Origin of the sequence: Amycolatopsis sp. lyj-84, from assembly GCF_046549075.1 — a bacterium.
In the GTDB taxonomy this organism is placed as follows: Bacteria; Actinomycetota; Actinomycetes; order Mycobacteriales; family Pseudonocardiaceae; genus Amycolatopsis.
Window position 1 is genome coordinate 112,583 of the sequence record NZ_JAJPWO010000018.1, and the last position, 24,788, is coordinate 137,370.

The following is a 24,788-nucleotide window of genomic DNA, read 5'->3' on the forward strand; positions in this document are numbered from 1 at the left end:
AGTCTTACCCCATTCGGGACGTCAGGCGACGGGGGAGTAGTGCGAAGCGTCGCCTTCGAGGGATTCGCTGGCCACGCCGTCGATGCCCACCGGGACGTCGCCCGCCACGGTCACCCGGTTCAGGCGGCGGGGCAGGTCGTCGTAGTTGTCGACGGCGTAGTGCTGGGTGATGCGGTTGTCGAACAGGACCAGCTGGTTCGGCTCCCAGCTCACCCGCACGACGTTCTCCGGCCGCGTCACGTAGGACTGCAGCAGGCGCAGGATGTCGCGCGACTCTCCCTTGGACAGCCCGATGATCCGCTGCGCGAACCCGCCGATGTACAGCCCGCGTTCGCCGGTCACCGGGTGGACCCGCACCACCGGGTGCACGGTGCGGAACTTCTGCGAGACGAAGACCTTGCGTCGTTCCTGCTCCGCCTCGTCGAGGGTCTCGGGCGGCTTCGCGTAGTCGTAGTCGTTGGTGTGCTCGGCGCGCAGCGTGTCCGCGAACGCCCGCAGCGGCTCCGGCAGGTCACGGTAGGCGGCGGCCGAGTTGGCGATCAGTGTCTCGCCGCCGTAGGGCGGCACGACCAGGCTGCGCAGCGTGCTGGCCTTCGGCGGGTTGTGCACGAAGGTGACGTCGGTGTGCCACTGGTTCGCGCGACCCTGCTCGCTGTCGACCGGCAGGATGGCGGGCTCGCCCTCGACCGACGGGACGGTCGGGTGCGCCTTCGTCAGCTCTCCGAAGTGCTCGGCGAACCGCTGCTGGCCCGCGTCGTCGAGGTCGACGTCGCGGAACACGAGCGCCTTGTGCTCGTGCAGGGCGTCGGTCACGAACGCGATGGTCGCGGCGTCGAGTTCCTTGGCCGGATCGACGCCGATGACCTGCGCGCCGATCCTGCCGGTGATCTTGCGGACTTCGACCTGGGTGTTGAGGGCGGTCATGCGGCGTGCTCCTTCACTGGGATTCGGTTGACTGGGCGGGCGAGGCCGTAGTGGCCGCGCAAGGTCGTGGCGGTGTATTCGGTGCGGAACAGTCCGCGCCGCTGGAGTTCCGGGACGACGAGATCGACGAAGTCCTCGAGGCCGCCGGGCAGCGTGGGCGGCATGACGTTGAAGCCGTCCGCGGCGCCTTCGGTGAACCAGTGCTCCAGCTGGTCGGCGACCTGCGTGGCGGTCCCCGCGAAGACACGGTGTCCCCGGCCGCCCGCCAGCCGCTCGATCAGCTGGCGGATGGTCAGGTTCTCGCGCCTCGCCAGGCCGGTGACCAGCTCGAACCGGCTCTGCGCGCCCTCGGTGAAGGTGCCGACGTCGGGCAGCGGACCGTCGAGCGGATACGGGGTGAGGTCGTGGTCGAGCATGTTCGACAGCTGCCGCACGCCGTACGCGGGCGTGATGAGGGCGTTGAGTTCGGCCTCGCGTTGTTTCGCCTCGGCCTCGGTGCGGCCCAGGATCGGGCTGATCCCCGGCAGGATCTTGATCTCTTCCGGCGACCGCCCGTACTTGGCGAGCCTGCCTTTGACGTCGTCGTAGAAGGCCTTGCCCTCGGCGAACGTCTGCTGCGCGGTGAACACCGCCTCGGCGAACCGGGCCGCGTACTCCTTGCCCGTCTCCGAGGAACCGGCTTGGACCAGCAACGGGTGTCCCTGCACCGGCCGGGGGATGTTCAGCGGGCCGCGTACCTGGAAATGCGGGCCGTTGTGGTCGATCGGGTGGATGAGGTCGGTGTCGGCGTAGACCCCGGTCTCCTTGTCGATCCTGGCCGCGTCGTCGTCCCAGCTGTCCCAGAGTTTCCTGGCCACCTCGACGAATTCGGTGGCGCGTTCGTAGCGCAGTGCGTGCGCCGGCCGGGCGTCGCGGTTGAAGTTGCGGGCCTCGTCCTCACCCGCCGACGTCACGATGTTCCAGCCCGCGCGCCCGCCGCTGAGGTGATCGAGCGACGCGAACTTCCGCGCCAGGTGGTACGGCTCGTTGTAGGTCGTCGACGCGGTGGCGATGAGGCCGATGTGCTCGGTGGCCCCGGCCAGCGCCGAAAGCAGTGTCAGCGGCTCGAACAGGGTGTGCGAGTTGTAGCGGACGTTGCCCCACAAGGCGACGCCGTCGGCGAGGAACAGCGAATCCAGCTTGCCGCGCTCCGCCGTGCGGGCGATGTCGACATAGTGCTTCAACGTCGCGGCCCGGCGCGGATCCGTGCTCGGATGCCGCCAGGCGGCCTCGTGATGGCCGTTCGGCATCACGAACGCGTTGAGGTGCAGGTGTTTCTGCGAGGTCATGCCTTCTCCTTGACACGCCAGGTGGAGAATCGCCGCTCCAGTGCGACGAAGCCCGCGTTGATGGCCAGGCCCAGCACCGACACCGTGATGATCGCGGCGTACATCTGCTGGATCTGGAAGTTGACCTGGGAGTTGTTGATCAGATAACCGAGCCCGGCCTTGGCGCCGACCATTTCGGCGGCGATCAGGATGAGGATCGAGTACGCCGCCGCCATCCGGATACCGGTGAAGATCGTCGGCACCGCCGACGGCAGGATCACCTTCCGGAACAGGCTCGGACTCGACAGCCCGAGCGAACGCGCGGCCTTGACCAGCAAGGGATCCACGGTGTTCACCCCGGCGATCGTGTTGAGCAGCACCGGCCAGACGCAGGCGTAGACGATCAGCGCGATCTTGGACACCTCGCCGATGCCGAGCAGGAGCGTGAACACCGGCAGCAGGGCCAGCGCGGCGGTGTTGCGGGCCAGTTCCAGCAACGGGTTCAGGAATTCCGCGAGCGGTCGGTACCAGGCGATCAGCAGCCCGAGCGGGACCGAGACGCCCACCGCGATCACGAACCCGGCGGCGGACCGGCCGAGGCTCGCCAGCAGATGGTCGGCCAGCTGCCCGTTGAGGACCAGCTCCCAGAGCGCGACGAGATCTTCCGACAGCGGCGGAAGGAAGGTCCGCGTGCCTTCGTCGAGGACGAAGCGGGGAGCGAGTTCCCAGACGGCGAGGAAGAGCAGGATCGCCGCCGAACTGCGGAAGGCCTTGCTCAGCCGGTTCTTCTTCTTGCGAGGTTGCTCGGCGACCTTCGGTCCGGTGTGGACGGTGGGTGCTTCGAGGGTGGTGGTCACGCGGCCCTCCGGATCTCGTCGTGCAGGAGTTCCCACAGCTGATGGCGATGGGCCACGAACGCGGGAGCCGACCGCAGGTCGTCGTTCGAGCGGTCGCCGAGGTCGATGTCGACGACGTCCTTGAGCCTGCCCGGCCGCGAGGTGAGCACCGCGACCCTCTGTCCTAAATAGACGGCTTCCTCGATGCTGTGGGTGATGAACACGACGGTCTTGCCCGTGCGGCCCCAGATCCGCCGCAGTTCCTCCTGCAGCAACTCGCGGGTCTGCGAGTCCAGCGCGGCGAACGGCTCGTCCATCAGCAGCACGTCGGGGTCGTAGGCGAGGCTTCTCGCGATCGCGACCCGTTGCTTCATCCCGCCGGAAAGCTGGTGGGGGAGATGGTCCTCGAAGCCGGAAAGCCCGACCAGGTCGAGGAATTCGCGTGCCCGCTCGGCACGCTGCCGTTTGGTGAGCGTGCCGCCTTCGAGGCCGAATTCGACGTTGGCGCGTGCGGTGCGCCAGGGGAACAGGGCGTACTGCTGGAACACGACCCCGCGGTCCAGACCCGGTCCGGTGATGGGCTTCCCGTCGATCAGGACCTCGCCGGAGCTCGGCTTCGCGAGGCCGCCGAGCAGGTCGAGCAGGGTCGATTTGCCGGACCCGCTCGGCCCGACGAGCGACAGGAACGTGCCGTCCTCGATGTCGAGGGAGACGTCGTCCAGCGCGGTCAGCGCGCCGAAGGTCTTGGTGACCGAGCGGAGGCTGATCTTGGCGGTCATGCGCCACCGCCTTCGCGGAAGGGGTTGAATTCGTTGGTGTAGAGCTTCTTCAGGTCGACCTGGTCGTTCTTGATGAATCCGGACTGCTTGAGCCAGTCCGTCCAGAGCGTGTAGTCGTTGTCGGAGATCAGCCCGCCCTTGGTGACGCCGGTGCTCTTCCAGTACTTGAGCGTTTCGGTGTTCTCGTTGCGGCCGCGGTTCTGGATGATCTTGGTGAACCGGGCGATCACCTCGTCGCGAGGCGTGGTGCGCGCCCATTCGATCGCCTTGGCGACACCGGTGACGAAGGTCTTCGTGGTCTCCGGGTACTTCTTGATGAAGTCGGTCCGCAGCACGTACGGCCCGCCGTTGTAGGGACCGAACGCCTCGACGTCCTTCACGATGGGCCGCAGGCCGCCGACGGCGGTCGCGCGGTCCTGCAGCACGCCGTTGAGCGCCGCGACGTCGATCTGGCCGTTGCGCAGGGCCTGTTCGGTGTTGATCGGAGGCAGGACGACCAGTTGCACCTGGTCGATCTCGGCGTCGGAGAGGCCCTGGCGCTTGAGCCAGGTGTCGAGGGCGGCCTCCAGGTTCGCGCCGACGGTGTTGACACCGACCTTCTTGCCGATGAGGTCGCGAGGGTTGCGGATCGGGCTGTCTTCCTTGACGTAGAAGCCCAAGAAGGTCTTCTCGTCGGAGCCGTAGTAGTTGACGACGGCCTTGATCGGGGCGCCGGCGTCGACGAGTTTGGCGACGGCGCCGGTGAAGGCACCGCCGAAATCGGTCTGATCGGTCGCGGCGGACTGGATGTCCTGCGGTCCGCTGATCGTGTTCCCGACCCACTTGAGCTTGACCGGGCCGAAGTAGCCGAGGTCTTCGGCGAGTTCGGGGAACGTGACGTTGTTCGCCGATCCCTGGTAACGGAGTTCGAGCTTCTCCGGCTGTCCGGCGACACTCGCCGGGCTCGCGGACGCGCCGCAGCCCGACAGCGCCACCCCGGCGAGAAGCACGGCGGCCGCGGCGAGTAAGGGCACTGGTTTCTTCACGGTGGGCTCTTTCGTTCGGGTTCGCGTCGTTGAAGGAGATTCTTCGCAGGCCCGGCGGAGAGCGTCAATTTTGCGATTAAATGAAGTAACCCCGACTCAAGAGGCGTTGGCGAGCTTCGTGAAAAGCGGATCTTCGTAGAGGACGTTCAGCATGACGGCGCCACCGGCCGTAGCCAGCTCGGTACCCGGAAAGCTCGACGCCACAACATTTTTCGCCACGTCCTGGCAGATCCAGGATCGCTGGGAGACCTCGTCCCGGATCGTGGAAAGGCAGCCTTCGACGTCGCGTACACTCTGATCGAGAACGATGAGGATTTCCGGATTGAGGACGTCGAAGAGCAAGGCGGCGGCCTGTCCGATTATTCGCGCACGCTCGTGGAAAATGGCGATGGCGCCCGAATTTCCCGACGCAGCCAAATGGAGCACGTCGGTGAAATTCGGTTCTTCGATGATTTGCGCCTCGACGGCTTTACGGGCGACCGTCCGCTCGGACACCGTGGCCTCGAGACAACCGGAACGCCCGCAGCGACAGGGTTCTTCACTGTCGTCGACCCGCAGATGCGCGACGGCGCCCGCGGCCGAGCGAGGACCATGATGGACGGTGTCGCCGGTGGCGAACGCGGCGTCGACCACGTTGCCGGTGAACAACTGCACGACACTGCTGCGCGCTCTCGGCTGCCCCAGCAGGCGTTCGGCGTGGATGAGCGCCCGCGAATGCCCGTCGACCCGGACGTCGAGACCGGTGACCTCCGTGAGCAGCTCGCGCAACGGAACCCCGTGCCAGCCGAGCAAACCGTGCTCCACCACCGTCCCCGAGGCCTCGTCGACCCACCCACCGGTCGCCACCCCCAGCCCGAGCGGCGTCCGCTCCGGCGCGTGTCCGATGAGGAGGTCGTCGAGCAACTCCGCGATCTGCGCGACCTGGACGGCGGGCTCGGCGCCGTGATGCGGGGCCTCCTGCTGGGCCAGCACTTTCCCGCGCAGGTCCAGCAACCCGACGGTGAGATGGTCGACCGCGATGTGCGCGCCGCCCACCACGAACCGCTCGGTGTCGAGTTCCAGGGGGACATGCGGCCTGCCGACCGCGCCGGCGACCTCGGGCAGCTCGATGAGAAACCCCCGGCGCATCAGCTCCGCCACATGCCCCGTGACGGCCGCCGCGGACAGCCCGGTGCGGCGCGCGATGGTGCTGCGCGCTATCGCCCCTTCGTCCAGCACCACGCGGAGCACCGCGCTGGCACTGGCGCTCCGCCTGCCGGTCACGGTGCCGATGTTCGCAAGCGGGTGCCGAGGGGCCTAGGGCTCTCAGCATCCGGGAGCTGGTCAGACGGTCAACTGGCGCACGAACCTGGCACTCTTTTCGCAACGGTCCTCGTAGCCGCGCGCCCGGTAGAAGGCGTGCGCGCCGGTCCGGTGGCGGGAACTGGTGACCTCCATGAAGTTGCAGCCCCAGCGCTGCGCCTCCGCTTCGGCCGCGGCGACCAGCTCGCGGCCGACCCCCGTGCCGCGCTGGGTCTCGTCCACGACCAGGGCCACGATCCGGCCGCCGGAGCCTTCCTTCTCGAGGAGGGGGATCGCGACCACCGCGACGACGCCGATCACGCCGTCGTCCGACACGGCGACGAGCGCGGCGCCCTCGGGATGACGGGCCCAGCGCTCGAGCCTGCGGCGCACGTCGGCCTCGTTGTTGTCCGGGTAGCCCAGCTCGGTGAGCAGAGCGGTCACGGTAGGGGCGTCGGTGCTGCGGGCCGGGCGGATCTCCATGGGCTCTCCTCCTGTGTGGGTGCAGTGGCCGACCGTGATCATGGTCGGCTCGGTCTTTCCCATCTTGATGGAGAAATCCTCAAAGCGGAGGGTCGCTGAGCGCCGCGCTGGCTTCCGAACCGCGTCTTCTGGTCCGAAAGAGGGGTATCTTCGCAGGTCAAAGACCTATGGTCGGGATGACAGGATTTGAACCTGCGACCCTCCGCTCCCAAAGCGGATGCGCTACCAAGCTGCGCCACATCCCGGGTCACACTCCCGGCCACTGGATCACCGGGGGGTGTGCGCACAGCCTAGCGGGTCACGCTAAGCTGTTTTCGCACCCGGGTCCTCCGGGGGCATGCGGGTGTAGCTCAATGGTAGAGCCCTAGTCTTCCAAACTAGCTACGCGGGTTCGATTCCCGTCACCCGCTCCACCGCTTCGAACGAGAGCCGCAGGCACTCTGGCCTGCGGGTTCTTTCATGTTCGGGTGGTCGTGAGTGGCGATTCGGGTTCTAACCCGAATCGCCACTCACGACCACGGTGACCCACTCGGTACCCGCAGGCCTCAGGGAGCCGGCCGGATCGCGCGGCCATTCGGACAGCGCAAGGGTGGCGATTCAGCGTGTGCCGGAGTCGACGATGAAGGAATCGGGACGTTGAGTGTCCCGATTCCTTCATCGTCGATGGATCGCTTCGTTGATCAAGACCGTGCCTCCATCCTTCGACCGGGCGGGACCAGCGCGTTCCCGGCACAATCAGTCTCAGGAACGACGGCGAGGAGAATGACGTGGGCATCGGAAAACCCGTGAGGCAGGTGCTGATCCTGATCGCGGGCGTCATTCTGCTGCTGGTCGGCATCGCGCTGCTCGTGCTGCCAGGACCCGGCCTGCTGCTGGTGCTCGCGGGGCTGCTCGTGCTGGCTTCGGAGTTCCCGGCGGTGGAGAAGTACGTCGATCCCATCCGCGACAGGGCGATGAAGGCGGCCGAGGACAGTGTTTCGTCTCCGCTGCGCATCGCGGGTTCGGTGCTGGCCGGGCTGGGGCTGCTGGCCGCGGGAGTGGTCTGGGGACTCGTGCCCGGGCTGCCGCTCGGCGGATGGAGCACCGGTTCGAGCTTGATCCTGTCTGGGCTCATCTTGTTCGCTTTGCTGATCTGGAGCTACAAGCGGGTGCAGGCCCGGAGGGCCGCGAAGACCGAATAACAGCCGGGTGGTCTGGTACCGTGCGGCGCGTGTCCCCCGACTTCCAGCGCGCACGGCGGCCGGAACAGGTGGAGGCGCGGCGCACGGCGATCCTCGACTCGGCGCGCGAACTCCTGGCCGAGCGGCCTGTCTCGCAGATCAGCCTGCGCGAACTGAGCGATCGCGTCGGCCTGGCGAAGTCGAACGTGCTGCGGTACTTCGACAGCCGCGAGGCGATCTTCCTGGAGGTCCTCGACTCGATCTGGGTCGCGTGGCTCGACGAGCTCGAAGACGAACTAGGTGCCCCGAGAGATGCGAAACCTGGTTACGAGCGCGAAGTACGCGTCGCGACCGTCATCGCGACGTCGATTTCGCGGCAGCGCCTCCTGTGCGAGCTGATCAGCACGATGGCGGCCGTGCTCGAACGCAACATCTCCGTCGAGACCGCCCGGGCGTTCAAGACCCGCGCCGGTGAACGCACCGAACGGCTCGCGGACGTCGTCCGGGCCCAGGTCCCGTTGGACGCCGAAGCCGCCGGGCACTTCGCGAAGGCCGTCTTCATCCTCGTCGCTGGACTGTGGCCCTACGCGAACCCTGGTGAGGCCGTTGCGACGGTCATGGCCGAACGGGGAGCACCCGCGGGTCGCGAGATGTTCGTCGACGGGCTGGCCGAAGGACTGGCGAACCAGCTGGTCGGCCTGGTCGTTCGCGCAGGTCAGAGCCTCGGGCGATAGCAAAGGTCCCTTGCTCCCTTCCCGCGCGCGCCGAGGCGGCCGACCCTGCATAGGGTGAGCCGGGAACCACGACCAAGGAGCGATCATGAGCCCAGGCGGCACCCTCACTCTCGGCGATCTCACCGTGAGCCGGATGGGCTACGGCGCCATGCGGCTGTCCGGCCCCGGCATCTGGGGGCCGCCGGAGGATCGCGAAACCGCGATCGCCGTCCTCCGCGCGGCAGTCGAGCTGGGCGTGACCCACATCGACACCAGCGATTTCTACGGGCCGCACACGACCAACGAGCTGATCCGCGAGGCGCTGCACCCGTACCCGGAGAACCTGCACCTCGTCACGAAGGTCGGCGCGAAGCGGACTCCGGACAAGGGCTGGCCTTCGGCGCTCTCGCGTGAGGAGCTGACCTCCGCGGTCCACGACAACCTGCGCAACCTCGGCGTCGACGTGCTCGACGTCGTCAATCTGCGGCTCGCGGGGGAGCACGGCGTCTTCCCGATCCCGGTCTCGATCACGGAGCCGTTCGAGGTCCTCGCCGAACTTCAGCAGCAGGGCCTGATCCGGCACCTCGGCCTGAGCCACGTCTCGGCGGAGCAGGTCAAGGAGGCCCGCTCCATCGCGCCGGTCGTCTGCGTGCAGAACGAGTACAACGTCGCGAACCGCGTCAACGACGGGCTGCTCGACGCGCTCGCGGCCATCAACATCCCGTTCGTGCCGTACTTCCCGCTCGGCGGGTTCACCCCGCTGCAGTCCGGCGTGCTCGACGACTGCGCCCGCCGCGTCGACGCGACGCCGATGCAGGTCGCGCTCGCGTGGCTGCTTCAGCGGTCGCCGAACATCCTGGTGATCCCCGGTACGTCGTCGCTGCTGCACCTGCACGAGAACGTCGCCGCCGCGAAGCTGGAGCTGCCCGAGGACGTCGTCGCGGACCTCGACGCCCTCGCCTGATCCCGAGTGAAGGCCCCCTTCCCTCTGCTTGTAAACCCAGCAGAGGGAAGGGGGCCTTCACATGTTCAGAGGACATCCCGGCGCCGCAGCAGCCAGCCGCCGAGAACGGCGAAGGCCACCAGGTAGCCGGTCACCACCAGCGTCGCCTGGGAGACGCCGACGAGTTCCCCGATTCCCGGCGTCGCCCCCGAAGCGCCGAGCGACGCGGCCAGCGAACCGGCGTTGGCTCCCGGCAGAGCCAGCTGGAGCGTGCCGACCCAGTCCAGCAGCGGGGCCGCGACGCCGAACAGCAGGTTCTGGACCACCAGCAACCACACCAGGCCGAGCCCGATCGGCAGTGCCACTCCGCGCATCGCGATGGCGAGCGCGGCGCCGAGAACGGCCCAGGTCATCGCGATCAGCCAGCCCGCGCCGATCCCGGTGACGAGCTCGCCGAACGCGGGCCAGTTCATCGGTTCGCCTTCCGAGGAGGCGATGATCGCGCTCGTGGCGGCTCCGGTCGCGAAGCTCGTCAGCACGACGGCCAGGGTCGCGACGGCCAGCGCGAACAACTTTCCACTGTAGACGGTCAGCCGCGAAGGTCCTTGTGTCAGCACGGTCTTCCACGTGCTCCAGCCGTATTCGGTGCCGACGGCCAGCACCCCGAGCACGAGCACGATCGCGCCGAGGAACACCGGCAGCCCGCCGATCGAGTTGCCGACCAGGTTCGACGGCATGGTCGCGGCCAGCCCGCGATCCGTGCCGGGCGCCCCGCTCGACGAACCCGCCGCGCCCGCGAGCGGCAGCAGATAGGTGAAGGTCAGGCCGAGCACGACCGCGATCCCCAGCATGAACCAGTTCGCCGGACGCCGGACGAGTTTCGCCAGCTCGGCGGTGCAGCTACCCCACATGACTTGCCACCTCTCCGGTGAGCTCGAAGAAAACCTGCTCCAGATCCCGTTCGCGGACGTGCAGTTCGCGCACCGGGATCCCTTCCGTGACGAGCTCGCGGTTCAGCCACGACGCGCGGTCCGGGTCGACGGTCAGATCGAGTCCGGTCCCGCTCGCGCGTACGTTGTCCGCGCCGATCCAGTGCTTCACCAGGTCGGCGGCACGCAGGATCTCGTCGGTTTCGATGTGCAGCACCGTGCCGCCGCGGAGTTCGGTCACCGTGTTCTCCGCGACCAGCCGTCCCCGCGAGACGACGCCGACCCGGTCGCAGATCTGCTGGACCTCGCCCAGCAGATGGCTCGACAGCAGGACGGTGCAGCCTTCCGCGCCCAGCCGCCGGATCAGCACGCGCATGTCGGCCATTCCCGCCGGGTCCAGGCCGTTGGTCGGTTCGTCGAGGATCAGCAGCCGCGGATCCTTCAACAGCGCCGCCGCGACCCCCAGCCGCTGCTTCATCCCGAGGGAGTAGGTCGAGTACCGGTCCTTGCCGCGATCGGCGAGATCGACCAGCGAGAGCACTTCGCCGACGCGGAGCGGATCCGTTCCGCTGTACCGGGCCAGCACCTTGAGATTGTCCGCGCCGGACAGATACGGGTAGAAGCCCGGCGATTCGATCAGCGCGCCGACCCCGTCGAGGTCTCCGGGCGGCCTGCCGAACAGCCGCACGCTGCCGGACGTCGGGCGGACGAGCCCCAGCAGCATCCGCAACGTCGTCGTCTTGCCGGCGCCGTTCGGGCCGAGGAAACCGTAGATCTCGCCGGGCAGCACGGTCAGTTTCATCCGGTCGACGGCGAGATGTTCTCCGTACCGTTTCGTGAGTTCGTCTGTGTCCACGGGAAGGTTCATGGTGACGAATGGTGGCTCTCGCGAGGCCTCACCACATCCGTTCACAAGCGGCACCCGGCGTACGTCATCGGACGTAGCGCATGGCCGGAATCCTGCGACATCCGTCGAAAACACCCGTATCGAGCGCCGGGGTGATGATCTTAGGCTCGGCGGGTGTCGAAAGTACTTTTGATCCTCCACGTGCTCGCCGCCGTCATCGCGGTCGGTCCGGTCACCGTCGCGGCGAGCATGTTCCCGGCCGCCGCCCGGCGCGCGTTCGCCGAACCGGGTTCCGGGCTGTCCGTCCTGCGCATGCTCAACCGGATCTGCCGGGTGTACGCGATCTTCGGGGTGGCCGTGCCGTTGTTCGGGCTGGCGACCGCGGGCAGCATGCGGGTCTTCGGTGACGTGTGGGTGATCGTGTCGATCGTGCTCACCGCCGCGGCCGCCGGGGTGCTGGCGTTGCTGGTCCTGCCCGGGCAGAACGCGATCCTCGCGGTGCTGGACGCCGAGCGGCCGTCGGAACCGGTGACGGCGGGGCGCGTGGCGATGTACACGGGGGTGTTCAACCTGCTCTGGGCCGTGGTGACGGTGCTGATGATCGTGCGGCCCGGGTCGACGACCGGCGCGTAAAAGCTCGTGAGTGGTAGGGACGGTTAGAACCGTCCCTACCACTCACGAGCTCTTGGACTACGTGCTCAGCAGTTGATTGAAGAACGAGCGGTAGCGGCGCAACGCGATCCGCAGATCCTCGGTGGCCGGTTCGCCCTGGCTCCACGCGGATTCCAGTTCCTTCTTGTGGTCCGCGAAGGTCGTGGCGAGGTTCTGGATCACGACGGCGACGAGTTCGTCGGCCTCCTTGACCGCCCGCTGCGGATCGTCCACAAAGGCCGTCTGGATGCCCTGCCAGCTGTCGCGGAACCTGTCCACGTCGACGTTGTCGAACAACGTCTGCGCCTTGTCTTCGTGATGTTCGGTCGTGGTCCCGGTGGTGCGCTCGGGTTCGGCGGCCACCAGGTCCTCGGTGCTCAGCGTGTGCCCGGAATCCTCGTCGGCCCGGGTGTCGCCGAGACCGTCAGCGGTCGGTTCCCCGTCGAGCCGATCCGTCGTCCCCGCGACGCGTTCCGTGCTCCGCGGTTCCGTTCCCTCGGTTCCCAGAGGCCTGCTCTCCATGACTTTCCGCTCCTTCGCCACCATCGGTCAACAGATCTTCGAACACCTCGCGGTAGTGCTTCATCGCTTCACGCATGTCCTCCGTGGACATTTCGGAATCCCGATGGCGCACCAGCGTGTCGTGCCCGGCGCGGTAGTGCCGCAACGCGTTCGCGTGCCGGACGGACAGATCCGCGAGCTGCTGGTCGTACCCTTCGGTCGGGTAGCCGCGCTCGGCCATCAGGGAGACCAATACCCGGTCCGCGTCGACGACGGCACCGGACGGGCGGTCGACGAACTGTTCCTGGATCAGTGCCCATTCCTGCGCGTACCGGTCCTTTGTGGACGACGGCAGCGGTCGGATGTCGAGGTCCGAGTGGCGTTTCACTCGCGACGACAGCTCGCGTTCCGCTTCTCGCGGGCTTTCGTGTTCCTTGACGGCCCGGTCGTATTCGGGCCCGAACGTCTCTCGCAACCGCCGCTTGCGTTGCTCCGCGACGACGAACCAAGCGGCCGCTCCCACCACCAGGACCGCGGCGATGACGATGATGATGACCAACCACGTGGGCATCGTTATCTCCTCCGGATGTTTTGCCAGGCAACCCCCGACGAGCCGTGAGTTCCCCGGCCTTCGTGGCCGGAAACCCTTGTGCCACAAGTATTTTTAGATCTTAGGCCGGATGGCGCAATGGGCTCTGCCGGGTCCGCGCGTGGCTTCCGGCCGGTTTCCCTTCCCGGGCAAGGGATTCGTTGATGATCTCGGTCCCGCTGGCGGATCGGAGACGGCGTACCCCCCGTTCGGCCATTCGGCGCAGGTCGTGAGGTTCGCTAACTAGGCGTCCCCCTTTTGGGTGCCGCCGATGACTCAGTGTAGGTAAAAACTCCCGATCACTGCTCCGTTGTGGCACTATTGCCCCGTTCGCAGGAAGAGGGCCTGCGAATCAGAGGGGGCCTGGTGTGACGGGGCTGCCTGGTACGACAAAGAAAGATCATCAGGGGAGGAGATCGTCAAATGTCGACGCCTACGGACGTCAAGGATCCCATCGGTGAGGAAGAGCCGGTCGACCCGGCTCAGCCCAAGCCCGACCAGGGAGAACACCAGCACAGCCCCGACTGCGAGCACCAGAACGAACGAGTCTGGGACTGCCCTGGCGGATGCGCTCAGACGCCGCCGCCCACTCCCTGAGCACACTCCTGGCTGAAGAGGTTTCGCCCGTCACCCGGGTAAGAACCGGTGGCGGGCGACTCTCGGCTACGGAGTGTGCTGTCATAGATCAGTGGCGGTTACACAGCTCGATCAAGCCGATGTCATTCGCAAGGCGCGCGAACTCCAGCGCGCCGGTATCGATGCCGCGTGTTCGGCCCGTCAACGTGAGGGAATTCTCCTGCTGCGGCGGGGGATGGCTCTGCTCGATTCGATCCATCCGGTCGCCGAACGGATGAGGAACGACTGGCTGGCCACCCGGATCCGGCTGGCTTCCAGCATCGCGACCGTGGGGTCGGAGACCAGCGGGGGCGTGGCTTCCGGCCTCGCGGGCCTGGACGACGTCCGGTTGTTGCTCAAAGCGGTGGACGACCCCCGGCTCCACGCGGAATTGCGCGGTCAGCTCGACCACAATTACGGACTCCTGCTCATGGCGGTGGGGCGGAACGAGGAAAGCACGGGGTATTTCGATTCCTCGCTCGCGCACAAAGAGGCCCTCCTGGCCATGGAAAAGGATCCCGCGCCCTCGCTCGATCCGTACCTGGGCACGTTGACCACGCGGGGGCTGGCCTACACCAGGCTCGGCGACATCCGCCGCGCCAGGCGGGACCTCGCCAACGCCGTGGCGCTCGCGGAACGTAACGGCCTGCACGCCCAGGCCGCGGACGTCCGCCGCCCGCTGGGCACGCTGGAACTCCGCGTCGGGAACGTGCCTGCCGCATTGCGGCTCTACGAGGAAAGCGAGCGGATCTACCGATCTCTCGACCTGGAGATCCCGCCGCTGCTGCGGTGGGAACGTGCCGAAGCGCTGCTGACCGCGGGCCTGGCCGAAGAGGCCGGAGTCCATCTCGACGAGATCCTGCCGGTGATGCTGGAACAGCGGAGCATCACCAGGGATCTGGGCGGGGTGGAGCTGTTCCGCGCGTCCGCGGCGCTGATGACCGACGACCTGGAGCTCGCCCGGACGTACGCCTCTTCGGCCCGGCGCCGGACGCTGCGCTGGGGATGCCAGACCTGTGTCGCCAACGCGACGATCGTCGGCCTTCGTGCCGACGTGCGGGATGCGTTGCGTACCAACGAGATCCCGGCCAACCTGACGGCCCGCGCACTGCGGGCGGCGAACGCGATGCCGATGCCGAGGCTCGCCGATCAGGCGGCCTTGGCGCGCATGCTGGCCGTCCGGGTCGAGCTGCGGAAGGGAAAACGCAAGCGTGCCGCCGAACTGCTGGCGCGGATTCCGCAGCCGGGCCGGTTGACCACCGTCGATTACCGGATGCTGCGACGGCTCTGCCGCGCGGAACTCGCGGTCGCCGAGGGGGACAAGGCCAGGGCGCTGGCCGAGATCAGGGGCGGGCTCACCGAACTCGACCGGGTCCGCGACCGGATGGGCGGCCTCGAACTGGTGTCCGGGACGGCGTTGCACGGCAGGGAGCTGGCTGATCTGGCCGTCAAGATCGTGCTCGAACGCGCGGACGCGGCCCGGTTGTTCGGCTGGACGGAACGGACCCGCGCGCAAAGTTACCGGTACGAACCTGTTGCCGCGGACGATCCGGATCTCGCCGAGCGGGTCGGTGAGGTCCGGGGTCTCGATCAGGCGATCCACCAGGCGCAGCACGACGGGCACCCGACGGCGGCCTTGCGCGCGAAACACGCCGAGCGGTTGCGCGAGGCGCATCGGCTCGGGTGGCACACCGGACGCTGGGGCAGGCCGCGGCCGGTCGCGCGGCTCGCCGAGGTCGCCGACGAGCTGGGCGAACGCGCGCTGGTGAGCTTCGTGTCCTCCGGAGACGACCTGGTGGCGGTGGTCGTCGCGGGCAGGCGGTGCGAACTGGTGCGGCTCGGCTCGGCGGCATCGGCGGCGGAGTCCGCGCGGATGCTGAACGTCGATCTCGACGCCCTCGCGCCGGATCACCTGCCGCCGCCCCTGGTACAGGCGGTACTCGGTTCGGCGCGGAAACAGGCCGAACGGCTCGACGCCCAGCTCATCCGGCCGCTGGAGGGGCTGCTCGGGGACCGCGGCCTGGTCGTCGTGCCGACCGGTCCGCTGTTCGCCGTCCCGTGGGGAGTGCTGCCGGCGCTGCGGTCGCGGCCGATCGTGGTCGCCCCGTCGGCGACCGCCTGGCTGGGAGCCGAACGCACGACGGTCCCCGAGGCGCGGAAGGTCGTCCTCGTCAGCGGACCCGGCCTCGTGGGGACCAGGGGTGAGCTGGCCAAACTCGCCACGCACTACCGGACGGCACATACGCTGACCGGGCCGGACGCGACGGTGCGGTCCGTCCTCGGCGCGCTGGACGGCGCGAAGCTCGCGCACATCGCCGCGCACGGTGCGCACGAGCCCGAGAACGCCTTGTTCTCCCGGCTGGAACTGGCCGACGGCACCCTCTTCGCACACGAGATGGCCGGGCTCGCGCAGCCGCCGTCGCAAGTCGTCTTCGCGTCGTGCGAACTGGCGCTGAACCGGATCCGGCCCGGCGACGAAGTCCTCGGTTTCGCCAGCGCGCTGCTCGCGAGCGGTTCGCGGACGGTGATCGCGCCGTTGAGCCGAGTCGGTGACGAAGCCGCCGCGGCCGCGATGGACGACTACCATCGCGGACTCGCCGACGGTGCCGGCCCGGCGACGGCGCTGGCGGACACCATCGCGGTTGATCCGTTCCGGCGACCGTTCGTCTGTTTGGGTGCGGGCTGAGCGCACGACTTGACAACCCTGTTCGATCTTCACGACTCCAAGTGCCCGGTTGGTTACTCTTGACCGAGTCGTCTGAACCAATTATGGTCTAGACCACATTCGCCGCTCGGCGCTTCGGCGGATGTGGTCCCAACCTTCATTGGTTTTTCGCTCGCCGTGGCCCAGGAACCTCGAGTTCCACGGACGGTTCCGCCACCCGGGTCAGCGGTGGGTGCACAGATGGGAAAGGGGTAGGCATGAGCTTCAAACGACGGCTTTTGACCCTGGCGGCAGGTGCGGCAACGGTGCCGGCGGTTCTGGTCGCGATCCCGGCGGGTACCGCCAGCGCGCACGGCTACGTCTCCTCACCTGCCAGCAGGCAGGCGCAGTGCGCTCAGAACACCGTTTCCTGCGGTGACATCAAATGGGAACCGCAAAGCGTCGAGGGCCCCAAGGGGCTCATGAGCTGTAGCGGCGGCGTCGGCCGTTTCTCGGATCTCAACAATGACAGCAAGGGCTGGAAGGTGCATTCCCTCGGCCGTACCACCACGTTCCGGTGGACGATCACGGCTCGCCACCGCACCAGCACGTGGGAGTACTTCGTCGACGGCGCGAAGGTCGCGACCGTCAACGACAACGGCGCGCAGCCGGGCGCCACGGTCACGCACAGCGTGAACCTGCAGCAGAGCGGGCGGCACAAGATCCTCGCCCGCTGGAACGTCTACGACACGGCGAACGCGTTTTACGCCTGCATCGACGCCAACATCAGCTAAGCGTCGGCCTCGTGAGTGGTAAGGGCGGTTAGAACCGTCCGTACCACTCACGAGGCTTTTTGTGTCAGGCTCACCGTCATGAGCGATGACGAGCGCGACGGGGTCAAACTGACCAACCTCGACCAGCCGTTGTTCGAGGGCGCGACGAAACGCGACCTCGTCGATTACCTGGACTTCGTCGCGGGCCGTCTCCTCCCGGTACTGGAGAACCGGCCGCTGTCGGTGATCCGCGTCCTGCGCGGCCAGGACCCGTTCATGCAGAAGAACCTGCCCAAATACACGCCCGCCTGGGTGAAGCGGCACGAAATCTGGGCGGAGACCTCCCAGCGGCAGGTGTCGTACGCGCTGTGCGACGACCGCCGCACGTTGCTGTGGTTCGCGAACCAGCGCGCCGTCGAGTATCACCCGACGTTGATGACCGCCGGGGACGTCGCGGGCCCGACCCATCTCGTCCTGGACCTCGACCCGCCGCCGGGTGACGATTTCGCGCACGTGGTGAAGGCCGCGGGGCTGGTGCGGCAGGCGCTCTCCGATTCCGGGCTCGCCGGTGCGGTGAAGACCAGCGGTTCCAAGGGAGTGCACATCTTCGTCCCGTTGGTGCCGGGGCAGACCTTCGGAGACGTCGCGGCCGCGACCCGCGCCCTTTCCGCTCGCGCGGAGCAGGTCGACCCCTCGGTCGCGACGACCGCGTACATCGTGGAAGACCGCGAGGGCAAGGTGTACCTCGATTCGACGCGGGCAGGCGGGAACACGGTCGCGGCGGCGTACAGCCCGCGTTTGCGGCCGGGACTGCCGGTGTCGTTCCCGGTCGCCTGGGACGCTTTGGCGGACGTGGTCCCCGCCGACTTCACCGTCTACACGGCGCCGGGTCTGCTCGGCGACAAGGATCCGTGGGCCGAGGCGATGCCCGCGCCGCAGACGTTGCCCGCCGACCTCGTCGAACAGGGGCACACGATCCCGATCGCGCGTGTCGTGGCGATGCACGAAGGGAAACGCCGGGCAAGGTTGCGTGCCCAGAAGGGCTGAACATCCCCCGGGTGAACGCACTTTGTGTACCGTGGATCGCAGTGGGGGAGGGCGCGGGCACGGGGGGCTTTCGTGGGGAAGAACGACGCCGATGTACTGATCGTGGGCGCGGGTCCGGCCGGACTGGTCGTGGGAAATCTTTTGCGCGCGGCCGGAATCGACTGCCTGATCCTGGAGCGGAAAAGCCGGGAGTACGTCGAAAACCGTGCCAGGGCGGGATTCCTGGCCGCGAACAGTGTCCGTGTCCTCGACGGGAACGGCCTCGCCGACGGGCTTCTCGCCAACGGCGTCCGGCATGACACCTGCGCCTTCCGTGCCGAACAAGGGGAATTCGAGCTCAAGTACGGCGAACTCGGCGGCGGCGAGGTGCACACCGTCTATCCGCAGCAATTCCTGGTCACCGATCTGATCGCGGAATTCCTCGCCCGCGGCGGGGAGATCCGGTTCGAGACCGAGGTTTCGTCGGTGTCGGGGACGGAGGCCACCATCATCGCCGACGACCGCCTCCTGCGCGCCGAGTACATCGCCGGCTGCGACGGCAGGCACGGCGTCTCGCGGAGATCCGTTCCCGCCAAGGTCTTCCAGCGAGACCACGCGATCTCGTGGCTCGCGATCCTCGCCGAGGCGCCGCCCAGTATGTCCGCGATCGGTTACGCACTCCACGAACGCGGTTTCGCCGGGCACATGGCGAGGACGCCGACGGTGACGCGCTACTACCTCGAAGTCCCGCGCGGCGAGGATCCGGACACCTGGACCGACGACCGGGTCTGGGACGAACTGCACCTGCGGATGCGCGGCGAGCGGTACGGCGCGCTCAAACGCGGCCCCGTCATCGAACGGCGGATCGTCGACCTGGGTTCGCACGTGATGGACACGATCCAGCGCGGGAAACTGTTCCTCGCGGGCGACGCGGCGAGCCTGATCAGTCCCGCCGCGGCGAAAGGCGCCAATCTCGCGCTGATGGAGGCCGAGATCCTCGCCAAGGCGTTGATCGCCGCCCACGAAACGGACGACACGACGGCGCTCGACCGCTACTCCGCGGAGTGCCTGCCGCGGATCTGGCGCGCGCAGGAGTTCTCGCACTGGATGATCGGCCTCCTGCACAGTCCGGCCGGATACGACGACGAGGCCCTCTTCCAGCGGGCCCTGCGGGACGCGCGGCTGGAGAGCCTGCGGGTTTCCCGTGCGCACCAGGACTTCTTCGCTGAGAACTACGTGGGGATCTGACCCGATCCGGGGATGGGGTGAACCGGTGGATCAGTATGTCCGTATCTCCGTGCGAAGGTCCTTCGCGGCGTGGAAAGGACGAACGACGATGCCGGTACGCATCCGCTGGGCGCCGGGGAACCCGTGTCCGCCCCCGAACCGACCAGGACCTTCGGACGAACCCGACCCGGAACCGCTAACCTGCGCGCACTGTGGGCGCGCCGGGCCGGTCGACCGGGAGGAGCCGGACGTCGCCTGAGCGGCCTCTTCCCGGCTCCTCTTCGGTGACGAACCGCAGCGCCCCGGTGACCTCGCGGGTCACCATCCGCGCGCCGTGCCAGCCTGCCGGGACCCAGCCGGCGCGCAGGTCGCGGCGCACCTTCTCGGCCCTTCTGACGTGACGGGCGAACGACCGCGGCCGGATGACGCGCCCGCGCGCGACCTGGCCCGCGCGGGCCTCCTCCGGGGTGACGTCGAGCCACAGCAGCCGGACCGGGCGGCGGCTCACCAGGCCGAGCAGGGCCAGCAGCCCGCGGGTCGTCGCGCGGGTCGACGGCTCGTGCACGACCAGTGGGCCACCGTCCGCCAGCGCGGCCCGGACGACCCGCGCGCGGTGCCACAGGTGGACCAGCGGCCGGTAGCACCGGTACGGCAGCGCGGCGGGCAGCCGTCCGCGCAGCCGCGCGCGGACCTGGTCGGAATCGAGCACCGGCATCGCGCCGGTCGCCGCCCGGGCCAGGAGCGTGGTCTTGCCCGCCCCGGGTATCCCCGCGACCACCAGGAGGTCGCGGCGGCCGAGCTGGAGTGCGATGCGCTCAGTCATACCGCGTCAACGACCCGGCCGATGATAAAGGTTCCTTTACCTTGATCGGCCCGGCTCCGGTACAGGTCAGGCCGTCACCCGCGTTCCCGCCGTCACGGTCTTGTCCGGCAGCAGCGTCCCGCCCTTGGTGAGCCACGCGACACCGAACGCGAAGATCGCCACCGACTCCAGCCACAGCGCCGGGTAAAGCGACTTCGTCAGCTCGTCGAAGACGAGGCCGCAGAGCACGATCAAGGCCAGGCACACCAGCATGATCACGCCGGAGGTGACGTACAGCCGGTTCCGTTCGGGTTTGCGGGCGCCGGGGATCTCCTTGTCCGACTTGGTGAACAGCACGATGCAGAAGAACGCCAGGGTGAGGAAGAAGACCGCGGCGAACCCGAGGTGCAGCAGGCCGAGGATCTCGTCCGTGCGGTCACCGTTCGACGGTGTCGTGGGGAACAGCGCCACGCCGACCGCGGCCACCGCGGCGATGTTCCCGGCGATGTCGTCGATCCGGCCGTAACCCCGGTAGGACAACAGGAAGACACCGATGGCGCACATGACGCCGACCCAGACGTCGCGCATCCCCGAGTAGTAGTAGCCGCTGATCGAGTTGAGCAGGCCGCCGCCGTCGACGGCGATCTTCCCGAAGATCAGCACGAAAGGCAGTCCGATCCCGAGGAAACCGATGGCACGCCGCAAGAACAGGTAGTTGTGGACGAGGTTGTCGGATGCCGTTCTCGGGCTCATGGCCGCCTCCGTGCCTAGTGCGTATCGCTACTTGGCAGTATCGACCCGATGAGCACCGAATATGACACTTCGTGACGACGTTGAGACCGTGTGTTATCGAATAGGGGTCAGGCGGCGTCCAACACGACTGCGGCGACGTACCCGCCCATCCCGATCGACGTCTTGACGGTGAGCCCGCTTTCCGGCCGGGAGGGCCCGTCCATCAGCTGCGGATGCCCGTCCGCCACCGGTTTCGGCGCCGGGACGAGGTCGCGCTGTGCCGCGAGGCAGGTCGTCGCGATCTCGGTCAGCGCGCTGCCGGACTGGCTGTGGCCGGTCAGCGGTTTGATCGAGTAGATCTCCGTACTGCCGGGGAAGACCGCTTCGAGGATCTGGGATTCCGTGCGGTGGCAGAGTTTCGTACCCGTTCCGTGCGCGTTCAGGTAGCGGACGTCCTTCGCGGCGGCGTTCGCGTTCTCCAAGGCCCCGGTCACCGCCGAGATCGCGTTCGCCGGGTTCGGGTCGAGCGCCATCGCGTTGTGCGCCTCATGGGACATGGCGCCGCCCAGCAGGGTCGCGTACGAGTCGGTCTTCCGCTGGGTCAGCACCACCGCGACGGCGGCCTCGGAGAAGGTGAATCCCCTTGTGCCCTCTTGGAAAGGGCGGCACGCGTCGAGCGGGGGAGTGTCGGTGATCGCCACCCCGCAGTGCACGAAGTTGCGCACCATCGCCCGGGTCGCGGACAGATCGGTGGTGACCACGACGACGTCGTCGGCCATTCCCGCGTCCAGCCACATCTTCGCGGTGAGGACGGCGGCGCTGCCGGTCGCGCACATCGCGGAGGTGGCCATCGACGGGCCGTGGAAACCGAACTCCGACATCAGCGAGGCGATCGGGGTCGAGGGCATCATGCCGATGAACTCGCGCCGGTACATGAGTTCCTCGCCGAGATGGGTGAGCCTGTCCCAGGTCCGCAGGTCCTCGCGGACACCGCCGGAGATGACGCCCACCCGCCGTCCCGGCGACCAGCCGCGGGTGCCCGCGTCTTCGATCGCTTCTCGCGCGGCGGAGAGCAGGGCGCGGGCGTGCAGGCTGCCGTCCCTTGATCTGCCGCCCTCGGGGATGTGGGCCACCCAGCCGGGCAGTTCCGGGGTTTCCCCGAAGCCGTCGGTGTACTGGGCGCAGGGGACGCCGCTCGCGAGGCCCTCCCACAGCGATTCGCGCCCCCAGCCGTAGGCGGTTACGGCGCCGATGCCGCAGATGTCTGTTTTGCTCCGCACGTGTTTCCCTTCAACTACATTCCGTCAACGCTGGGGTGGAAAAGCCGCACCGATCAGCTGGACGAGGAGGACGGCTACGTCGATTTAGTGATCTAATCGGAAGCTACATCAGTCGAGTAGGGGGTTTGGATCACATGGATCCTGACGATCTCGACGGTGGGACCCCCGACACCCACCGGCCTTCGGATCAGGATTCCTCGCCAGCGAACGGCACCGCGACCTGCACGGTTGGAGAACCCGACCGTCATGCTTCGCTCGTCCGCCTGCTGACCGAGTTGTCCGCCGAGAGGGATCAACGTGGTGAACCCGCACTTGCCTTTCTCGGCAAGGGGTACCGCCTTTTGGAGCAAAATTCCGACGGCGGGACTTTGGGTACGCAATACCTCACGATGGTCGAAGCGAGCCCTTACGGGATCTGTGTCCATCAGCGGGGCAAAGTCGTCTTCGTGAACTCGGCCACGATGCGCTTCGTCGGCGCGAGTGTGTCGACCGAAATCATCGGGATGCACATCACGGACCTCGTCGACGACGGCTCGCAGGACGCGTTGCTGGCGCGGATCGGTTCGCTGGTCGCGCCCGGCTCGTTCAGTGAGCCGACCGAAATGATGCTGCGGACCCTTCAGGGCCACAAGGTCGCCGTCGAATCGCAGGCGGTGCTCACCACCTGGGAGGGCAAACCCGCCTATCAGGTGATCATGCGCGATCTGACCACGCAGAAGGCGGCGGAAGCCGGTCTGCGGTTTCAGGCCGCGCTGGTCGGCCACGCGAGCGACGCGATCATCGCGACCTCGCCCGACGGCCTGGTGACGAGCTGGAACCCGGCGGCCGAGGCCGTCTACGGACACGAACTCGACCAGGTCATCGGGGTGCCGGTGTCCGAGGTGGTGGGCGCGCCGATGAATCCGCGGCAGGTCGTCGCGGCGGGCGGTGTGGTGCAGGCGACGCATTTCAGCGCCGACGGCACGGCGCTCGCGGTCCGCGTCTCCGCGGCCGAGATGTTCGACGGCTATGTGCTGCTGTGCGCCGACGAGACCGCGCAGCGCCGGGCCGAGGCCGAATTCGCCACCGTCGTCGAAACGCTCGACGAAGGGGTGCTGCTGGTCGGCCCCAGCGGGCGGATCGAACTCGCGAACTCCGCCGCGCACCGGATCTCCGGCGTGCCGGAGGGTTCCCTGGTCGGCCTGGAAAGCCGGACGTTGCGGCTGCACGACGAGCACGGCGCCCCGGTGCCCGTGGACGATCTGCCGTCGGCGCGCGTGCGGCGCTCGGGGAAGGTCGAGACCGGGCGGGTCGTGCAGGTGCGGCGGCGCGACGGTGCCCATCGGTGGCTTTCGCTGACGTCCGGTCCGCTGATGGCGCCGGGACAGAGCGTGCCCTCGGTGCTGACGTCCTTCGCTGACATCACCGAACGGCGGGCGATCAGCGAGCGGCTGGCCTACGAGGCGACCCACGATCCGCTGACCCGGCTCGCGAACCGCACGCTCGCGCTGAACCATCTGCGCCTCACGATCGCGGATCCGTCGCAGACGACCACCGTGCTGTTCATCGACCTCGACAAGTTCAAGATCATCAACGACTCGCTCGGGCACACCGTCGGCGACCAGGTGCTGCGCATCATCGGCGAGCGGCTGCGGGCCGTCGCCGGGCCTTCGGACCTGGTCGGACGGCTCGGCGGGGACGAGTTCCTGGTCATCACCACCGGTTATCCCGAAGCCGCCGAGGTGCGGGCGCTGGCCGACCACCTCCAGCGGCATCTGGCCGAATCGCTCACCGTGCACGGCAGGGAACTGCATATCAATACGAGCATCGGAATAGTGATCGCAGAACCCGGCGATACCCGCAGTGCCGACGAATTGCTGGAAGACGCCGATTTGGCGATGTATCAGGCGAAAACATTCGGACCGGGCCGCTCTGCTTTCTATGCGCCGATCATGCGGAAACGCGTGCAGGACCGTTTCATCCTGGAGCAGGATCTGCGGAACGCCGTCGCGGACGGGCTGGTCGAGACCGTTTATCAGCCCGTCGTCGATCTGCGGACCGGCGACATGGTCGCGGTGAAGGCGAAGTCCTGTTGGGACCATCCGGTCCGGGGGCCGATCGATCCGGCGGAATTGGCCGAGATCGCCGACGACGGCGATCTTTTGACGATCATCGGTGCGGAGGTCCTTGCCAAGGCCGCCGGTGAGATCTCCCGATGGCGTGCCGATCATGGTGTGCACTGTAATGTGAATGTGAGTCTTTCGGTCCGCCAACTGGGCGATCCCACCTTGCTGCAATTGGTTCAGACCACACTGGAGGACGCGGGGCTGGGACCGCACGATCTGAGCCTCGACGTCGACGAGACGGCGCTGAAGGACGCGGCGGACGCCGTCGACGCGCTGCGGAAGACCGGGGTCAGGGTGACCGCGGAACGGTTCGGCGCCGGGTACTCCTCGCTCGCCCAGCTGTGCCGCCTCGATCTGAACGTGATCGAAATCGACCGGTCGTTCGTGGCCGATCTCGGCAGGTCGAGCGACGCCGAGCCGATCGTCGCCGGGATCATGGCGATGGCGCACGCCGTCGACCTCGTGGTGGTCGCCGAGGGAGTCGAAACCGCGCGGCAGCTGAAGGTCCTGCACGAACTCGGCTGCGATTGGGCGAAAGGGCCGCTGGTCGCGCCGGCCGGTCCGGTCGGGGACCTGAAGTCCGCGTACGAACACGTCGTGCGATGAACCGTGCGGC

General features: G+C 67.8%; 24 protein-coding genes and 2 tRNA genes. 11 read left to right on the forward strand and 15 right to left on the reverse strand.

Annotated features, from left to right (window positions below):
* Window positions 1–21: 21 nt before the first annotated feature.
* From ACLJRM_RS38540 to ACLJRM_RS38575, 8 genes are all read right to left on the reverse strand, one after another.
* Window positions 22–924, reverse strand: a complete 903-nt coding sequence (locus ACLJRM_RS38540; protein ID WP_410665860.1) for a TauD/TfdA dioxygenase family protein — start codon at window positions 922–924, stop codon at window positions 22–24.
* On the reverse strand, window positions 921–2,252 hold the full coding sequence (locus ACLJRM_RS38545) for an LLM class flavin-dependent oxidoreductase (protein ID WP_101605951.1): 1,332 nt from the start codon (window positions 2,250–2,252) through the stop codon (window positions 921–923). The genes ACLJRM_RS38540 and ACLJRM_RS38545 overlap by 4 nt, the downstream gene beginning before the upstream one ends.
* A complete protein-coding gene (locus tag ACLJRM_RS38550; protein ID WP_101605952.1) occupies window positions 2,249–3,088 on the reverse strand; it encodes an ABC transporter permease in 840 nt (279 codons plus the stop codon). Before ACLJRM_RS38550 ends, ACLJRM_RS38545 begins: the two co-directional genes overlap by 4 nt.
* The gene (locus ACLJRM_RS38555) at window positions 3,085–3,846 is read right to left on the reverse strand and encodes an ABC transporter ATP-binding protein (RefSeq protein ID WP_410665861.1); all 762 of its coding nucleotides are present in this window, start codon (window positions 3,844–3,846) and stop codon (window positions 3,085–3,087) included. Before ACLJRM_RS38555 ends, ACLJRM_RS38550 begins: the two co-directional genes overlap by 4 nt.
* The gene (locus ACLJRM_RS38560; RefSeq protein ID WP_101605954.1) at window positions 3,843–4,871 is read right to left on the reverse strand and encodes an ABC transporter substrate-binding protein; all 1,029 of its coding nucleotides are present in this window, start codon (window positions 4,869–4,871) and stop codon (window positions 3,843–3,845) included. The genes ACLJRM_RS38555 and ACLJRM_RS38560 overlap by 4 nt, the downstream gene beginning before the upstream one ends.
* A gap of 96 nt (window positions 4,872–4,967) precedes the next feature.
* Window positions 4,968–6,134: an ROK family protein gene (locus ACLJRM_RS38565; protein WP_410665862.1), complete on the reverse strand. Its 1,167-nt coding sequence runs from the start codon at window positions 6,132–6,134 to the stop codon at window positions 4,968–4,970.
* A 60-nt stretch (window positions 6,135–6,194) separates the two neighbouring features.
* A complete protein-coding gene (locus ACLJRM_RS38570; RefSeq protein ID WP_410665863.1) occupies window positions 6,195–6,635 on the reverse strand; it encodes a GNAT family N-acetyltransferase in 441 nt (146 codons plus the stop codon).
* A gap of 168 nt (window positions 6,636–6,803) precedes the next feature.
* A tRNA-Pro gene (locus ACLJRM_RS38575) sits at window positions 6,804–6,880 on the reverse strand.
* Window positions 6,881–6,974: 94 nt separating this feature from the next.
* Here ACLJRM_RS38575 and ACLJRM_RS38580 point away from each other — a divergent pair.
* From ACLJRM_RS38580 to ACLJRM_RS38595, 4 genes are all read left to right on the forward strand, one after another.
* Window positions 6,975–7,048 (forward strand) — tRNA-Gly (locus ACLJRM_RS38580).
* Between the two features lie 354 nt (window positions 7,049–7,402).
* Complete coding sequence (locus ACLJRM_RS38585) at window positions 7,403–7,816, forward strand: PGPGW domain-containing protein (RefSeq protein ID WP_410665864.1); 414 nt, start codon at window positions 7,403–7,405, stop codon at window positions 7,814–7,816.
* Between the two features lie 20 nt (window positions 7,817–7,836).
* The gene (locus ACLJRM_RS38590) at window positions 7,837–8,529 is read left to right on the forward strand and encodes a TetR family transcriptional regulator (protein ID WP_410665865.1); all 693 of its coding nucleotides are present in this window, start codon (window positions 7,837–7,839) and stop codon (window positions 8,527–8,529) included.
* Between the two features lie 85 nt (window positions 8,530–8,614).
* On the forward strand, window positions 8,615–9,472 hold the full coding sequence (locus ACLJRM_RS38595) for an oxidoreductase (RefSeq protein ID WP_410665866.1): 858 nt from the start codon (window positions 8,615–8,617) through the stop codon (window positions 9,470–9,472).
* Window positions 9,473–9,537: 65 nt separating this feature from the next.
* On the opposite strand, the gene ACLJRM_RS38600 is transcribed toward ACLJRM_RS38595, so the two are convergent.
* Window positions 9,538–10,362 carry an ABC transporter permease gene (locus ACLJRM_RS38600; protein WP_410665867.1) on the reverse strand — a complete coding sequence of 275 codons (825 nt, stop codon included), beginning with the start codon at window positions 10,360–10,362 and terminating at the stop codon, window positions 9,538–9,540.
* Window positions 10,352–11,248 (reverse strand): ABC transporter ATP-binding protein, encoded by an 897-nt coding sequence (locus tag ACLJRM_RS38605; RefSeq protein ID WP_410665868.1) that lies wholly within the window; start codon window positions 11,246–11,248, stop codon window positions 10,352–10,354. The genes ACLJRM_RS38600 and ACLJRM_RS38605 overlap by 11 nt, the downstream gene beginning before the upstream one ends.
* A 153-nt stretch (window positions 11,249–11,401) precedes the next feature.
* Here ACLJRM_RS38605 and ACLJRM_RS38610 point away from each other — a divergent pair, with 153 nt between their 5' ends.
* A complete protein-coding gene (locus ACLJRM_RS38610) occupies window positions 11,402–11,860 on the forward strand; it encodes a hypothetical protein (protein WP_410665869.1) in 459 nt (152 codons plus the stop codon).
* Window positions 11,861–11,917: 57 nt separating this feature from the next.
* Here ACLJRM_RS38610 and ACLJRM_RS38615 read toward each other — a convergent pair whose 3' ends face one another.
* Complete coding sequence (locus ACLJRM_RS38615) at window positions 11,918–12,400, reverse strand: hypothetical protein (protein WP_101612686.1); 483 nt, start codon at window positions 12,398–12,400, stop codon at window positions 11,918–11,920.
* A complete protein-coding gene (locus tag ACLJRM_RS38620; protein WP_101612687.1) occupies window positions 12,303–12,950 on the reverse strand; it encodes a hypothetical protein in 648 nt (215 codons plus the stop codon). The genes ACLJRM_RS38615 and ACLJRM_RS38620 overlap by 98 nt, the downstream gene beginning before the upstream one ends.
* Window positions 12,951–13,391: 441 nt before the next feature.
* Between ACLJRM_RS38620 and ACLJRM_RS38625 the strand changes: the two genes are divergently transcribed.
* The 5 genes from ACLJRM_RS38625 (at window position 13,392) to ACLJRM_RS38645 (ending at window position 19,274) form a co-directional block, all read left to right on the forward strand.
* Window positions 13,392–13,565: a hypothetical protein gene (locus ACLJRM_RS38625; RefSeq protein ID WP_158255792.1), complete on the forward strand. Its 174-nt coding sequence runs from the start codon at window positions 13,392–13,394 to the stop codon at window positions 13,563–13,565.
* A 91-nt stretch (window positions 13,566–13,656) separates the two neighbouring features.
* A complete protein-coding gene (locus tag ACLJRM_RS38630) occupies window positions 13,657–16,269 on the forward strand; it encodes a CHAT domain-containing protein (RefSeq protein WP_101612688.1) in 2,613 nt (870 codons plus the stop codon).
* A gap of 236 nt (window positions 16,270–16,505) precedes the next feature.
* Window positions 16,506–17,021 carry a lytic polysaccharide monooxygenase auxiliary activity family 9 protein gene (locus tag ACLJRM_RS38635; RefSeq protein ID WP_101612689.1) on the forward strand — a complete coding sequence of 172 codons (516 nt, stop codon included), beginning with the start codon at window positions 16,506–16,508 and terminating at the stop codon, window positions 17,019–17,021.
* Window positions 17,022–17,099: 78 nt separating this feature from the next.
* Window positions 17,100–18,047 carry a DNA polymerase domain-containing protein gene (locus ACLJRM_RS38640; protein ID WP_410665870.1) on the forward strand — a complete coding sequence of 316 codons (948 nt, stop codon included), beginning with the start codon at window positions 17,100–17,102 and terminating at the stop codon, window positions 18,045–18,047.
* Between the two features lie 72 nt (window positions 18,048–18,119).
* Entirely contained in the window at window positions 18,120–19,274 is a 1,155-nt protein-coding gene (locus ACLJRM_RS38645; protein WP_410665871.1) for a 4-hydroxybenzoate 3-monooxygenase, read from the forward strand.
* 175 nt (window positions 19,275–19,449) lie between these two features.
* Here the strand turns inward: ACLJRM_RS38645 and ACLJRM_RS38650 are convergent, their stop codons facing one another.
* From ACLJRM_RS38650 to ACLJRM_RS38660, 3 genes are all read right to left on the reverse strand, one after another.
* Window positions 19,450–20,076, reverse strand: a complete 627-nt coding sequence (locus ACLJRM_RS38650) for an AAA family ATPase (protein WP_101612692.1) — start codon at window positions 20,074–20,076, stop codon at window positions 19,450–19,452.
* Window positions 20,077–20,142: 66 nt separating this feature from the next.
* Complete coding sequence (locus ACLJRM_RS38655; RefSeq protein WP_101612693.1) at window positions 20,143–20,808, reverse strand: DUF998 domain-containing protein; 666 nt, start codon at window positions 20,806–20,808, stop codon at window positions 20,143–20,145.
* A 107-nt stretch (window positions 20,809–20,915) separates the two neighbouring features.
* Entirely contained in the window at window positions 20,916–22,067 is a 1,152-nt protein-coding gene (locus ACLJRM_RS38660) for a beta-ketoacyl synthase N-terminal-like domain-containing protein (RefSeq protein WP_410665872.1), read from the reverse strand.
* Window positions 22,068–22,201: 134 nt separating this feature from the next.
* Here ACLJRM_RS38660 and ACLJRM_RS38665 point away from each other — a divergent pair, with 134 nt between their 5' ends.
* Window positions 22,202–24,778, forward strand: a complete 2,577-nt coding sequence (locus ACLJRM_RS38665) for a bifunctional diguanylate cyclase/phosphodiesterase (RefSeq protein ID WP_101612695.1) — start codon at window positions 22,202–22,204, stop codon at window positions 24,776–24,778.
* The last annotated feature ends 10 nt before the right edge of the window (window positions 24,779–24,788 follow it).

Coding starts and splice junctions, on each gene's coding strand:
- ACLJRM_RS38540 (WP_410665860.1), bottom strand. CDS start 924: ATGACCGCCCTCAACACCCAGGTCGAAGTCCGCAAGATCACCGGCAGG.
- ACLJRM_RS38545 (WP_101605951.1), bottom strand. CDS start 2,252: ATGACCTCGCAGAAACACCTGCACCTCAACGCGTTCGTGATGCCGAAC.
- ACLJRM_RS38555 (WP_410665861.1), bottom strand. CDS start 3,846: ATGACCGCCAAGATCAGCCTCCGCTCGGTCACCAAGACCTTCGGCGCG.
- ACLJRM_RS38570 (WP_410665863.1), bottom strand. CDS start 6,635: ATGGAGATCCGCCCGGCCCGCAGCACCGACGCCCCTACCGTGACCGCT.
- ACLJRM_RS38595 (WP_410665866.1), top strand. CDS start 8,615: ATGAGCCCAGGCGGCACCCTCACTCTCGGCGATCTCACCGTGAGCCGG.
- ACLJRM_RS38600 (WP_410665867.1), bottom strand. CDS start 10,362: ATGTGGGGTAGCTGCACCGCCGAGCTGGCGAAACTCGTCCGGCGTCCG.
- ACLJRM_RS38605 (WP_410665868.1), bottom strand. CDS start 11,248: ATGAACCTTCCCGTGGACACAGACGAACTCACGAAACGGTACGGAGAA.
- ACLJRM_RS38615 (WP_101612686.1), bottom strand. CDS start 12,400: ATGGAGAGCAGGCCTCTGGGAACCGAGGGAACGGAACCGCGGAGCACG.
- ACLJRM_RS38620 (WP_101612687.1), bottom strand. CDS start 12,950: ATGCCCACGTGGTTGGTCATCATCATCGTCATCGCCGCGGTCCTGGTG.
- ACLJRM_RS38625 (WP_158255792.1), top strand. CDS start 13,392: ATGTCGACGCCTACGGACGTCAAGGATCCCATCGGTGAGGAAGAGCCG.
- ACLJRM_RS38635 (WP_101612689.1), top strand. CDS start 16,506: ATGAGCTTCAAACGACGGCTTTTGACCCTGGCGGCAGGTGCGGCAACG.
- ACLJRM_RS38640 (WP_410665870.1), top strand. CDS start 17,100: ATGAGCGATGACGAGCGCGACGGGGTCAAACTGACCAACCTCGACCAG.
- ACLJRM_RS38650 (WP_101612692.1), bottom strand. CDS start 20,076: ATGACTGAGCGCATCGCACTCCAGCTCGGCCGCCGCGACCTCCTGGTG.
- ACLJRM_RS38655 (WP_101612693.1), bottom strand. CDS start 20,808: ATGAGCCCGAGAACGGCATCCGACAACCTCGTCCACAACTACCTGTTC.
- ACLJRM_RS38665 (WP_101612695.1), top strand. CDS start 22,202: ATGGATCCTGACGATCTCGACGGTGGGACCCCCGACACCCACCGGCCT.